The following is a 12,469-nucleotide window of genomic DNA, read 5'->3' on the forward strand; positions in this document are numbered from 1 at the left end:
TAATAGATTGGATCAGAACCTATCAGTTGATCGCTTGGGCGTACGTAAACCAGATTGCAAAGTATTGGAATACTTGGATCCAATATGTAAAGATCATGAGGCGCGATTAAACGCAGGGCTTGAAGGAAAGGCCCGCACCTTCCACGGTTGGGCTCAAATTAATGTTAGTGAACTCAGAAGGAATTCGATCGAGATACAGTCCTCGCCGGATGAAGAGAATAACAATCCCTACCACGCTGATATTGTTCGCGGTATTGAAAAGCGGTTTGCTCAGTGGTTAGCTTTTATACTTAGAGAATTAGCTCAACAGAATGAGTTGGTGTTGCGCCCCTCGCCTCGGCAAGACGTGTAAGCAAAATTGGTTGTCGGACAGGTTCTACCCTCAGTTCGACGTAGGCTTCCGGGCGCCGGTCCGGCGACGGCGGGCTGGCCGACCCGGCATTGACGATGAGCCAGACTCTGCACGCAGGGAGCCGCGCTGCGTGCCGACCGGCCCCGTGATCCCGGGATATCCCGGGATCACACCGCGCAGCGCGGTTTCCATTACCCAAACATCCTGTCCGCGAACTGCGCCGCGCGGTAGCCCTCGGGGACGCCCGCCACGAACGCCACCTCGCCTTCCGAGTTGCGGGTGCGGTGGCCGAGGATGGCCTGATAGCCGGGTGAGGCGTACCAGGCCTTCAGGCGCGCCATGTCGGGGAATTCGAGCAGGATCAGCACCCCGTGCCATTGGCCCTCGATCTCCTCGGCGGTCTGGCCGTGGACCAGAAACCGACCGCCGTGATCGTCCAGCGTGGCGTCGATCCTTCTCAGGTAATCCTCGATCTCGTGGTTCATGTCGAGGTTGCGCAGGGTCGCGACGGCATAGGCAGTCATCGGTCAACTCCTTGTAATCATTATTCTATCAGGCCGCAACGGGCGCCGCGGGAAGACGCTTGGCGCCCATGTATTCCAGCAGCACGATGGGCATGATGGCGACCGCCTGGGCGATGACGAAGGCGTAGCCGAGCCCGTTCGGCTCGACGAAGCCGAAGACCAGGATGGCGATGGAGCCGAGGATCCAGCCTTCGTTGCCCAGCAGCACCAGCCAGACGAGCGCCCGCTTCGGCGGCGTCTGCAGGGCCGTGACCGCCATGAAGGCGGCCGTCGGGAACAGCGCCAGGCCGGCCCAGAAGATCAGGTCCGCCGGCAGGGCGGTGGCGGCGGCGATGGACCCTGCGGCGGCCACGCAGATCAGGCCGAAGACGGTGCAGATGCCGGCGTCGAGCAGCAGCACGTTCCTGAGGCGGGCGGTGTCGGAATCGGTTCGCATGATCGTTCCTTTCGTTCAGCGATGGTCGACGGGGCGGAGGATGGGCGCGTCCCTGCGGCGCGTCGATTACGCGGCAGGTAATTGGAGCGCCGCGCAGGCCGGCCTACTCTGCGGCCCATGATGAACACGACCACGACCCATGCCGGCGAGATCCTGAAAACCTGGCGCCGCCGCCGCGGCCTCAGCCAGCTGGACCTTGCCGCCGATGCCGGGATCTCCCAGCGCCATCTCAGCTTCATGGAAACCTGCCGCTCGACGCCGAGCCGGGACATGGCCCTGCATCTGGCCGAGCAACTGGAGGTGCCCTTGCGTGACCGCAACGCCCTGCTCGCCGCGGCGGGCTTCGCCCCCGTCTACCGCGAGCGCCCCCTGGACGATCCGGCGCTGGCCGCGGCGCGGGAGGCGGTGGAGCTGATCCTGCAGGGCCACGAACCCTACCCCGCCATCGCCGTCGACCGGCGCTGGACCCTGATCCATTCCAACCGCACCGCCGCGGCCCTGATGGGTGGCGCCGATCCCAAGCTCACCCAGCCGCCGGTGAATGTCGTCCGCGTCAGCCTGCATCCCGACGGGCTGGCCTCCCGGATCGCCAACTTCTCCGAATGGCGCCATCACGTGCTGCAGCGGCTGGCCCGCGAGGCGGCGCAGTCCGGCGATCCGGAGATCGCGGCGCTGGCCGAGGAGGTCCGCGCCTATCCGACGCCGCCCCGCGCGCGCATCCAGCGCCCGCCCGCCACGCCGCGCTATGGCGGCATCGCCATTCCGCTGGAGCTGAAGACGCCGGATGGCGGCGTGCTGTCGTTTCTCTCGGCGACCACGATGTTCGGCTCGCCGGTGGAGATCAGCCTGGAAGAGCTGATGATCGAGAGCTTCTTCCCCGCCAATGCCGAAACGGCGGCGGCCATGCAGGCGATGGCGGGACTGCACTCTCCGCCGTCACCCCGGCCTTGAGCCGCGGATGAATGGCCTGCCAAACCTCCCCCCTTGAGGGGGAGGTCGGCGCGCAGCGACGGGTGGGGGGTGAGGCCGGAGGCCAATTCGGCTTCGCCAATTCACCCCCACCCCGACCCTCCCCCCTCAAGGGGGAGGGAATTTCGGCCCGAGGTTCCGTTCAGACGGGCAGCACCACGCCTCACCCGCAGCGGGACTTGATCCCGCCGCCCGGTCCTGAGCGGGTATGACGTGCTCGACTGCCGCCGCACCGGGTCCCGGGATCAAGTCCCGGGACGGGCGTGAGGGACCCTACCGGATCGTCTCGACGCCGCTTTCGATGACGCCGGAAGTGGCGCGGTAGATGGCGAGGATGGTCTCGACCAAGCGGTCGGCATTGCCGGTGACGTTGATGTTGAAGACGAAGGGATGGCCGTCGAGATGCGCGGGGTTGGCGCCTTCCAGCCGGATCTGCATCTCCGCCTCGCCGCCGAAGTCCTTCTCCAGCCCGATGTCCAGCTTCGTGAAGTGGAAATCTTCCAGCGCATTCAACAGGATATCGGCCTTGTCGCCAAGCTGGGCCGACAGCGATCCGCGCACGAATTCCACCGGCAGGCCCAACGTGCCCGGCGCGTCCGCGGTCAGCTTGCCGCCGCGCACGGCCACCCGCTCCTCGGCGTCGATGAAGACCGGCAGCGCCCCGGACATGGCGCCGGTCGCCGACAGCCCTTCGACGTCCAGCGCCGCGGCGACCGCGTCCAGTCCGACGCCATCGAGGCGCAGCACCAGATCCGTCGGTCCCGGCGCGGTGCTCACGGTGAACGGGTCCAGCCGCGCCTGACCGCCCATCAGCCCGGCGCGGAAACCGCTGACGGTGGCCGCCGGCCCCTCGCCGTCGCGGATGATCTCCAGCGCGGCCTCGATATCGGTGAGCGGCAGTGCGCCGTCGATCAGCGCGATCCTGAGCGGCTGCGGCCCGTCGGTCAGCGGCGGCGCCAGCGAGCGGAACCGCATGGTGGTCTCCACGCCCTCCAGCCGCACCGGATCGACCGTCCCCGCGGCATCGAGCAAAGTCACCTCCAGCTGCCCGTTGGCGTCGGCGGTGGACAGGTTCAGCTCCGCGCTCACCCGGCCGGCGGGCAGCTCGATCGCCGGGAAGGCCACGCCCGTGGCGCGCGCCAGCTCCAGCACATGCGGCAGGGCCTCCTCGGTCAGCCTGAGCCGGAGGCTGGCGGGGTCGGCATGGGTGTCCACCCTCAGGCCGCCCGGCCCGCGCTCCTCGATGAAGCCGGTGAAGACGGGCCGCGATCCCTGACCGGTCACCCGCCCTTCCAGAAACAGCAAAGGCAGGCCGGCGACCACCTCGTCGGCGATGTCGACGTCGTCTGCCCTCAGCGCATGATCCAGCGCCAGCGTGTCCAGCCGTCCCCGGCCGTCGAGCGTGACCGACGCGGCGCTGCCGATCTCTGGCGCGCTGATGCCGGTCAGCATGGCCCGGCTGTCGAAGACCGCGCCCAGCCGCCGCCGGGCGTCACGGGCGGTCAGCACCAACTCGGCCCGGTCGACGGCGACCCGCTGGCCTTCGGTGACCGTGAAGCGCAGCCCGTTCGACACGAAGCGCAGCGCCGCCGACTGCAGTTCCGGCGCGCACCCGGCCATCGTGCAGGGGCCCAGCGTGGCATCGAGGCCGACGCTTGCCGCCGCGCGGCCGGGTTCGAGCGCGAAGGATCCGGGCCAGTCGAGGCCGGCGAAGGACAGTGCGCTCTGCGGCGCCTGCAGCCGTGTGGCTTCGGCATCGCCACGCACGGCGAAGGGCACGTCCAGCTTCACCCCGGCAATGTCGCCCTGGGCCAGTTTGAGGTGATCGAGATCGGCCGAAAGCGTGCCGTCGAGCTCCAGGACCTCTCCGAACCGGCCCCTGGTATCGAAGGCGATGGCGCCGCGCGTCTCCAGCCCCGGGGCCTCCAGCCCGCTCAGGGCGAGATCGACGTGCGGGATGATGAAGCCGCCATCCGCGTCGCGTTCCGCCGCTGCCGTCAGCACCATTTCGCCCGCCGCGATCCGCCCCGGTCCGGCGACATCGGCGGTAATCCCCTCCCCGGCGATGCGGGCGCTGAGGCGGCGCGGCTGCAGATCGCAGCCCTGCAGGCCGCAGGGGCCGAGCGTGGCGGTGGCGTCGATCCGGATGCCGGGCGATCCCTCGCCGAGACGGAAGTCTGCGCCCTCGATCCGCGCCGCGTTGACCAGCGCGCCGTCAAGCGCGGCGACAGTGTTGTCCGGGCCGCCGCGGATGCTGAGCGGCATGTCGACCGTCAGGCCCTCCGCCGTGAGCCCGTCGGCGGTCACGCTGCCCGCCGCCGCTGTCAGGCGGCCCTCGAAGCCGATATCCGCGCCGGCATGGCCGCGTCCGGCCAGGCTGAAGCTGTCGATGGTCTGGCCGTCGAGCGGCAGACCGGCGCCGGTGATCTCGATCCTTGCGACTTCGGCGCGGCCTTCGGTGAGGACGGCATCCCGCACGGCCAGGCCGATCCGCCCGGCCGATTCGATCTGCGTGCTGCCGTTCAGGGTCAGCGGCAGGACCGCGCCCCGTGCCAGATCGGCCAGCGGCGGCAGGGCTGCGCGCGCACCCGGCTCGATCTCCAGCCGCAGCCGCTCGCCGAGCAGCGGCGCCGCCGGTCCGCTCGTGACGGATGGCGGCAAGAGGCCGGGCGCGAGGCCACGCAGCGCCGCATCGAGATGGTTCACGGTCAGCACCACGCCGTCAGGTGCGACGGCGGCCTCCAGATCCAGGCTGCCGGCCAGCTCGTCCGCCAGGCCCTCGACGTCATCCAGATTGGCGGCGATCAGCGCCGTCGCGGTCCCCTGAAGGCCGGCGGACCAGGTTTCGGGCGCGGCCGCGCCCTGCGGCAGCGACCCTGTGAAGCCCAGCGAGACCGACAACGATCCGATGGCTGCCGGCGCCATCGGCAGCAGGCGGCGCAGCGCGGCGGCGTCGCGGGCGTCGGCGAACAGCGTCAGGTCCAGCTGTTCGCCGCCATTGGCCAGTTCCCCGGCCGCGGCGAGGTTCAGCGACAGCTCGGGGATGCTGCCGGTCAGGCGCAGGCCTGTCAGGCCCGGCCGCACCTCCAGAACCAGCTCGATATCGGCGGCGTCGAGCGGCTCGGGGAGTTCGTCACGGCGGAGTTCGAGGCGGGCCACCGCGGCGCGGGTGGTCAGTTCGCCGTCCCGTGTCGCGCGGGTCTCGATGGTGCCTGCGGCGGTGATCTGCGGGTGGGTCAGGACGAAGGCGGAATCGCCCCTGATCGCCCCGCCGGCGGTCATGGCGATACGGCCGGGAAGGTCCAGTTCCAGCACGCCGCTGCCGGTTTCCAGGGTGAAGCGAATGTCCCCGGCCTCGACGGCGGGCGACGGCGCGCTGCCCCCGCCGGCGTCGAGCAGGGGATCCAGCGGGCCGAAATCGAGCGCGCCGTCCCGCCATGCGGCAGCGGCCTCGATGCCTTCCGCGTCCACATCGGTCACGGCGAGCGCAAACACATTGAAACCGATGGATGCCCGGCGGACGGCGTAGCCGGGTCCGGCGGTCAGGTTCTCGAGTTCGATACGGTCCGGCCCGAGCGCGGTGACATCGACCGATGCGGTCTCGAAACCCTGCGCTTTCAATTGCCAGACGATGACGCGTTCGGCGATCCACAACCGCCCAACGACGAGCGCGGCCAGAAGGACAAGGGTCCCGGCCGCTGCAATCGTCGTCGTTCGTCTCGGAAGGCGTCGGGCCAAGAGCCGCTCCGCTGAGGGGTTACAGCCTTCCTATATGTCCACGGTTTCGGGCGCTTTCAAAAGCCTGCGTCAGACAGAGCCATCCACGGCCAGGCCCTGCATGCGGGACAGACGCTCCAGCCGTTCCAGAACCTGGGCGGCGGGGAACTGCTTGATGACCTCACCGGTATCCGGGTCCACGGCCTTGTAGATGAAGCCGTCGGCCTGCTCGTTCACGTCGATCTCCAGAGAGGCGTTCGACGGAAACTCGGTGAACATCGCCTTGGCCAGCGTCTCTGCCGCGGCGCGCCGGTCGACCACGGGGTCCTCGCTGCGCTGGTACGGAGACGTCGGCTCCTCGGCCTTCGCGGCCTTGGGCTGCTGTTCGTTCTTTCTGTTGTCGCTGCGTTCGGAGGCGGTTACCGGCCTTGTCTTCTCAACGCCGGGCGACAGGCCGGCCGTTGCATCAATCATGGGTTTTTCCCTTCAGGAAGAGGGGCTCGTCGTGCCGTCCGGCGGGCGTGGAAAGCGAAGCGGCCATGCCGGTTGCGGCGGGGCGCGCACCGGGGATATGGGGCGCGGTGCCCCATATCCCTCTGGCGCGATCCCTTAGAAGAGACCGAGGATGGTCTGCGGCGCCTGGTTGGCGATCGACAGCGCCTGGGTGCCCAGCTGCTGCTTGATCTGCAGCGACTGGAGACGGGCGCTTTCCTTCGCCAGGTCGGCATCCACCAGGTTTCCGACGCCGGCCGTCAGGGTGTCCTGCAGCTGGCCGACGAAGTCCTTGTGGATCTCGAGGCTCTTGGCGTCGGTACCGAGAGCGGCCAAACGCGAGTTCGCCGTCGAGATGGCGGCGTCCACGGCCGAACGGGCCGCGGCGGCGTTGGTCGCGGTGGTCAGGTCGACCGAAGCCACGCCCAGGCCGGTGTTGGCCGAAAGCGACTGCGAGGAAACCGTGATGGTCGAGCCCTCGTCATTCGCCAGCACCGAGATGCTGGAGATGGAGCCGTCGATCAGGTTGACGCCGTCGAACTCGGCATTGCTGACGATGGTCGAGATCTGGGTACGCAGAGCGGCGAAGTCGGCGTTCAGCGCGTTCCGGGACGAGGTGTCCAGGCTGGCGTCGGTCGCCGCAACCGCCTTCTCCTTCATCTCGATCAGCAGGTCCGAGATGGACTGGCCCGCGGCGATGGCCGTGTCGGCAGCCGAGACGCCACGGTCCAGGCTGTTCTTCACGGCATCGAGGCCGGCAATGTTCGCACGGATGTTCTGGGCGATGGCGTAGGTGGAGCCGTCGTCCTTCGGTCCGGCGACCTTCAGGCCGGTGTTGATGCGGGACTGAACCTCGGACAGCTGCTTGTTGGTGCTGTTGAGGTTCTGCAGGGCGACCATCGCGCCCGAGTTGGTGTTGACGGAAATAGCCATGGTTTTTCTCCATTCTGGATCATGGTTTGACGCGGGCCTTATGCCCACAGCGTCGGATCAGCAAGCGGCGGACCAGACTCGTGGCAGGCGTCAAGCGATTGATTCGGAAGGAGAAAATTTTGCCGGGTCGAATGTGCCCGGCAATTTCTGACCGGCAATTATTGCCCGGTCGGCAATTCGTGCCTGCAGGTTTTGCCTACCTGCGGGGTGACGCGTGGGATACGGGGCGTTGCCACCCCGTATCCCGGAATGCGTCAGCCTCTATTAGAAGAGGCCGAGGATCGACTGCGGCGCCTGGTTGGCGATGGACAGGGCCTGCGTGCCCAGCTGCTGCTTGATCTGCAGCGACTGGAGACGTGCGCTTTCCTTCGCCAGGTCGGCGTCCACCAGATTTCCGACGCCCGCGGTCAGGGTATCCTGCAGCTGACCCACGAAATCCTTGTGGATCTCGAGGCTCTTCGCGTCGGTACCCAGCGCCGCCAGCCGCGAGTTCGCGGTGGAGATCGCCGCCTCGACCGCCGAACGGGCGGCAGAAGCATTGGTCGCGGTGGTCAGGTCGACCGAAGCCACGCCCAGGCCGGTGTTGGCCGAGAGCTGCTGGCTGGAGACCGTGATGGAAGATCCGGAGTTGTTGGCCAGCACAGCGATGCTGGAGACGGAGCCGTCGATCAGGTTGATGCCATCGAACTCGGCGTTGCTCACGATCGTCGAGATCTGATCGCGCAGCGCCGCGAAGTCGGCGTTCAGGGCATTGCGGCTGGACGTGTCCAGGCTGGCGTCGGTCGCGGCAACGGCCTTCTCCTTCATTTCGATGAGAAGGTCGGAGATCGACTGGCCGGCCGCAATCGCGGTATCGGCAGCCGAAACGCCACGGTCGAGGCTGCCCTTGACAGCGCCGAGGCCGGCAATTTCCGCACGGATGTTCTGGGCGATGGCGAAGGTGGAGCCATCATCCTTCGGTCCGGCGACCTTGAGGCCGGTGTTGATGCGCTGCTGAACCTCGCCCAGCTCCTTGTTGGTGCTGTTGAGATTCTGCAGGGCGATCATCGCGCCCGAGTTGGTGTTGACTGACAGCATGGTTCTTCTCCGTTCTGAGTTTTTCAGATGATGTAACGGGACGTTTTGTCCGCAGTCCGCAGTTGGCAAGCGGCGGGCCAGAACGGTCTCGATCTCAAGCCATTGAAAAAACGGAGAAAATTTTCGACGAATATTCCGGATCGGCAATTATTGCTTGGTCAATTTTTCCGCCCCGGCAAATTCGGCCTGCAGATCTTGCCGGTCGGGACGCTGTGACGGCGGCTCTATCGGCGGGCGGACCCGGCGGGGCATGCTCGCGCCGTGTGACGCCAACGGAGAGACCGCCATGCGCTGCCTGATCGTCCTGCTCGCCTGCCTTGCCGCCCTGCCGGCCCTCGCCTTCTCGCCGGAGCCGATCCACCCGTCGGCCAGCCAGATCGCGCGGGCGCTGTCGGAGATGCCGGCCTTCCGCGGCATGGGCATCCGGGAGAAGCAGCCGCCGGGGCTGGACGGCTACTCGCAGATGGTCATCGGCGACGACGAGGACCAGTCGACGCTCTCGGCGACCCTGCTGGTCCGGGACAAGGCCCTGGTGGGGCTCCGCTTCGACATCCCGCTGCTGCCCAAGGCCGATCCGGGCCTCTACGCCCTCACAGAGATCGCCGGTGAGATCGAGCCCGCGATGAAGGATCTGGCCCTGAGCGGCGACCTGGCGCGCCGGGACGCCCTGAAGGGCTGGGCCAGCGAGATCGGGATCGAGAGCTGGATGCGTCCGCGCTACGGCGCCTACCGGGTCGAACGCCGGGTCGGCGACACGCTGTTCGTCTTCGAGGGGCAGCCACTGCAGGCCTTCTGGGTCGGCATAAGCCATGCTGGCAACGCCCACCCGGTGCTCGACGACTACGCGCCCTTCATGACCGGCAAGGAGATGAAGGAGGCGAAGCCGGTGCTGGAAGCCGTGGAGCGTGGCGAGTATGCGCAGGTGCGCAGGCTGGTGACGCCGCTGGCGCAGGCCGCCGGCCCTGGGCCAAGCTGGTGCTGGCGGATTACGGCGAGCCGGTCGGACCGGGCCGCGCCATGTCGACCGAGATCAACCGCCTGCTGGAGGAATCGGCCGATGGCGGCTTCGCGCCCGCCCAGCACGTCCTCGGCCAGCCCGATTCGAACTTCGCCGAGCGGCGTCTGACGCAGGCGGCGCTGGCGGGCTACGCCCCGGCGCTGGCCCTGAAGGCGCGGCGGCTCTACAGCTCCGGCCGGGCCGACGATCCGGGCGCCCGCTGCGAGGAGCTGGTGGCGCTGCAGGGCGACCAGATGGCCCAGCTTCGTACCGTCTACCGCTACGCCGAGGGCGGCGGTTCGCCGGAGACGGCCTATTTCTGGGGGCGCGTGACGCTGGAGTCCTTCGGCGAGGCGTCATCGATCACCATCGACCGCTATATCCTGCACACGCTCGGCGTGCTCGCGCGCGACATCCCGGCGGACAAGCGGTCGGAGCTGGAGGCCGACGCCGCAGCCTGGTCGCCGAAGAGCTTCGAGGAACTGAAGCCGCGCTACGCCGAGATGGGCTGTCTGGACTGAGCGGGTTCCGCGGCACCGGCGCGGGCGACTGCCGCCGGCGCAGATCCGGATCCCCGAGTCTCGCTGACGCTCGATCGGGGATGACAGTCAGGCGCGGCCGCCCCCGCTGGCGCGCAGTGGCACGCGGGGGTCTGGTCATGAGGTGAAACCCTCACCGCCTGACGCCCCCGGGCTCGACCCGGGGGCCTGTGACCGCCACCGCCGCGACGGCTGGACCGTGAGGTCCCCGGGTCAAGCCCGGGGACAGCAGGAAGTGTGGGCCAGAGTCCCGACCATTCAGGGCCGCTCCCTGCAATACCTCACCCTTCAAGGGGGAGTGAAGCGACCGGGCGCCGGCCTCAGGGCCACTTCACCTCAGGCGGCAGCGACATCAGGATGGCTTCGGTGTTGCCGCCGGTCTTCAGCCCGAAGGTGGTGCCCCGGTCGTAGATCAGGTTGAACTCGACATAGCGGCCGCGGCGGACGAGCTGGTGCTCGCGCTGCTCGGGCGTCCAGCTGCGGTTCATGTGCTTGCGCACGATTGCCGGGTAGGTCTCCAGGAAGGCGCGGCCGACATCCTTCGTGAAGTCGAAGTCGGCCTGCCAGTCGCCGGTGTCGTGGTGATCGTAGAAGATGCCGCCGATGCCGCGCGGCTCCTCGCGGTGGGGCAGATAGAAATACTCGTCGCACCATTCCTTGAAGCGCGGATAGTAGCCGGGGTCGTGCCGGTCGCAGGCTCCTTTCAGGCCGGCATGGAAGGCGGCCTTGTCGTCCTCGTCGGGAAACATCGGCGTCAGGTCCGCGCCGCCGCCGAACCAGCCGACCGAGGTGCGGATGTGGCGGGTGTTCATGTGCACCGCCGGGACCAGCGGCGACTGCATGTGGGCGACCAGCGAGATGCCCGATGCCCAGAAGCGGCCACCCGATTCGGCGGCGCCCCGGATCTGGCCGGCGAATTCCTTCGAGAACTCGCCGTCCACGGTCGAGATGTTGACGCCGACCTTCTCGAAGACCCGCCCGCGCATCACCGACATGACGCCGCCGCCGCCGCCGGGCCGGTCCCAGGCCGAGCGCTCGAAGCGGCCGGGCGCGCGGTCCTTCAGCGGGCCGTCATAGTCGTCCTCGATCGCCTCGAAGGCGGCGCAGATGCCGTCCCTCAGGGATGCGAACCAGTCCTTCGCCGCCTGCTTGCGGTCCTCGTCGTTCATGATCCCCTCCCCGGATGGGTCCTGTAGCGTCTCGCCTTTCCGATGTGATGCGACGCCCGGCCCGGCAAAGTCAATCGCCGGTGCGGATGCGGGTCTGGCGCATGGCCTCGCCCAGGGCCATGGCCGCCGCATTGACCACGTTCAGCGACCGCGCGCCGCCGGCGATTCCGATCCTGAGCCGCCAGTTGGCGGCGCGGTGCACTTCCTCCGGCACGCCGGCGCCCTCGCGCCCGACCATCAGCACGTCGTCGCTGCGGAAGCTGAAATCGTAGAGGTCGGTCGCCGCCGAGGTGGTCAGCAAGAGCAGCCGCCGGCCTTCCAGCGCATGCAGGAAGGCGGCCCATGATTCGTGCAGGTTGATCTCGGCGAACTGCGCGTAATCCATGGCGGCGCGGCGGACGTCCTTGTTGCCGAGAGGGAAGGCGGCCGGGCGGATGATGTCGATCGGCGTGCCGAGACAGGCCCCCAGGCGAATGGCGGCGCCGAGATTCTGCGGGATGTCGGGCTGGAAGAGTGCGAGGCGCATGATCGGATCGTCCCTGTTCGCGGCTCATATGGCCATCGGTCCCGTCGCCCTGTCAGCGTGATGCGTCTCACTGTCGCAATTGTTCGGGCCAACTGGACTTGCTCAGCCAAACCTGATTGTTAGCGGCATCAAGGAGGGGCCGGTGCGGCGATTCGTGCGCGCGCGTTCTCCTGATATGAACATGGGTCTACATGAAGGTTTGAGCGCATGAGCGATGGACATGCCGAGGAGCCCCGCCGGGATTTCCTGATCATTGCTGCCGCCGCAGCCGGCGGCGTTGGCGCCGCGGCGATGGTTTGGCCGTTTGTCGATCAGATGAACCCGTCGGCGGACGTTCTCGCCCTCTCCACCACGGAAGTCGATCTTTCCGCGATGCAGCCGGGCCAGACGATCACGGTGACCTGGCAGAAGAAGCCGGTCTTCATCCGCCGCCGCACCGCCGAGGAGCTGGCGACGGAACAGGGCGTCGATCTGGGCAGCCTGCCCGATCCGGAAGCCGATTCGGACCGCGTCAAGGAAGGCCACGAGGAATTCCTGGTGGTGCTGGCCGCGTGCACGCATCTGGGCTGCATTCCGAAGTCCGACCAGGGTGACTACGACGGCTGGTTCTGCCCCTGCCACGGCTCGCATTACGATGCGTCCGGCCGGATCCGGCGCGGGCCGGCGCCGGCGAACCTGGTGGTGCCGCCGTACGAGTTCACCTCCGACACCCAGATCCTGATCGGCTGAGGACCCTTA

General features: G+C 68.0%; 13 protein-coding genes. 5 read left to right on the forward strand and 8 right to left on the reverse strand.

What is annotated here, in order from left to right; genetic code table 11:
- The first annotated feature begins 7 nt into the window (after nucleotides 1-7).
- Nucleotides 8-352, forward strand: coding sequence for a hypothetical protein (locus tag ACMVY4_RS04070; protein ID WP_416898915.1), 345 nt, complete (start codon nucleotides 8-10; stop codon nucleotides 350-352).
- 191 nt (nucleotides 353-543) lie between these two features.
- Here the strand turns inward: ACMVY4_RS04070 and ACMVY4_RS04075 are convergent, their stop codons facing one another.
- Together ACMVY4_RS04075 and ACMVY4_RS04080 are read right to left on the reverse strand one after the other, a co-directional pair.
- The gene (locus ACMVY4_RS04075; RefSeq protein ID WP_416898916.1) at nucleotides 544-876 is read right to left on the reverse strand and encodes a DUF1330 domain-containing protein; all 333 of its coding nucleotides are present in this window, start codon (nucleotides 874-876) and stop codon (nucleotides 544-546) included.
- 28 nt (nucleotides 877-904) lie between these two features.
- Nucleotides 905-1,312: a hypothetical protein gene (locus tag ACMVY4_RS04080; protein WP_416898917.1), complete on the reverse strand. Its 408-nt coding sequence runs from the start codon at nucleotides 1,310-1,312 to the stop codon at nucleotides 905-907.
- A 120-nt stretch (nucleotides 1,313-1,432) separates the two neighbouring features.
- Between ACMVY4_RS04080 and ACMVY4_RS04085 the strand changes: the two genes are divergently transcribed.
- The gene (locus ACMVY4_RS04085) at nucleotides 1,433-2,263 is read left to right on the forward strand and encodes a helix-turn-helix domain-containing protein (protein WP_416898918.1); all 831 of its coding nucleotides are present in this window, start codon (nucleotides 1,433-1,435) and stop codon (nucleotides 2,261-2,263) included.
- Between the two features lie 291 nt (nucleotides 2,264-2,554).
- On the opposite strand, the gene ACMVY4_RS04090 is transcribed toward ACMVY4_RS04085, so the two are convergent.
- The 4 genes from ACMVY4_RS04090 to ACMVY4_RS04105 form a co-directional block, all read right to left on the reverse strand.
- Nucleotides 2,555-6,019 carry an intermembrane phospholipid transport protein YdbH family protein gene (locus ACMVY4_RS04090; protein WP_416898919.1) on the reverse strand — a complete coding sequence of 1,155 codons (3,465 nt, stop codon included), beginning with the start codon at nucleotides 6,017-6,019 and terminating at the stop codon, nucleotides 2,555-2,557.
- 69 nt (nucleotides 6,020-6,088) lie between these two features.
- Nucleotides 6,089-6,472 (reverse strand): flagellar protein FlaG, encoded by a 384-nt coding sequence (locus tag ACMVY4_RS04095; RefSeq protein WP_416898920.1) that lies wholly within the window; start codon nucleotides 6,470-6,472, stop codon nucleotides 6,089-6,091.
- Nucleotides 6,473-6,607: 135 nt separating this feature from the next.
- Nucleotides 6,608-7,423, reverse strand: coding sequence for a flagellin (locus ACMVY4_RS04100; protein ID WP_416898921.1), 816 nt, complete (start codon nucleotides 7,421-7,423; stop codon nucleotides 6,608-6,610).
- A 264-nt stretch (nucleotides 7,424-7,687) separates the two neighbouring features.
- On the reverse strand, nucleotides 7,688-8,500 hold the full coding sequence (locus ACMVY4_RS04105) for a flagellin (protein ID WP_416898922.1): 813 nt from the start codon (nucleotides 8,498-8,500) through the stop codon (nucleotides 7,688-7,690).
- A 250-nt stretch (nucleotides 8,501-8,750) separates the two neighbouring features.
- Here ACMVY4_RS04105 and ACMVY4_RS04110 point away from each other — a divergent pair, with 250 nt between their 5' ends.
- A complete protein-coding gene (locus tag ACMVY4_RS04110; protein WP_416898923.1) occupies nucleotides 8,751-9,626 on the forward strand; it encodes a hypothetical protein in 876 nt (291 codons plus the stop codon).
- The gene (locus ACMVY4_RS04115) at nucleotides 9,518-10,018 is read left to right on the forward strand and encodes a hypothetical protein (protein ID WP_416898924.1); all 501 of its coding nucleotides are present in this window, start codon (nucleotides 9,518-9,520) and stop codon (nucleotides 10,016-10,018) included. The genes ACMVY4_RS04110 and ACMVY4_RS04115 overlap by 109 nt, the downstream gene beginning before the upstream one ends.
- 338 nt (nucleotides 10,019-10,356) lie before the next feature.
- Here ACMVY4_RS04115 and hemF read toward each other — a convergent pair whose 3' ends face one another.
- Both hemF and ACMVY4_RS04125 read right to left on the reverse strand, forming a co-directional pair.
- Nucleotides 10,357-11,205 carry an oxygen-dependent coproporphyrinogen oxidase gene (hemF, locus tag ACMVY4_RS04120; RefSeq protein ID WP_416898925.1) on the reverse strand — a complete coding sequence of 283 codons (849 nt, stop codon included), beginning with the start codon at nucleotides 11,203-11,205 and terminating at the stop codon, nucleotides 10,357-10,359.
- 70 nt (nucleotides 11,206-11,275) lie between these two features.
- Nucleotides 11,276-11,731, reverse strand: a complete 456-nt coding sequence (locus tag ACMVY4_RS04125) for a tRNA (cytidine(34)-2'-O)-methyltransferase (RefSeq protein ID WP_416898926.1) — start codon at nucleotides 11,729-11,731, stop codon at nucleotides 11,276-11,278.
- A 207-nt stretch (nucleotides 11,732-11,938) separates the two neighbouring features.
- Here ACMVY4_RS04125 and petA point away from each other — a divergent pair, with 207 nt between their 5' ends.
- Complete coding sequence (petA, locus tag ACMVY4_RS04130; RefSeq protein WP_416898927.1) at nucleotides 11,939-12,460, forward strand: ubiquinol-cytochrome c reductase iron-sulfur subunit; 522 nt, start codon at nucleotides 11,939-11,941, stop codon at nucleotides 12,458-12,460.
- The last annotated feature ends 9 nt before the right edge of the window (nucleotides 12,461-12,469 follow it).

Origin of the sequence: Minwuia sp. (genome assembly GCF_048007105.1) — a bacterium.
GTDB lineage: Bacteria > Pseudomonadota > Alphaproteobacteria > Minwuiales > Minwuiaceae > Minwuia.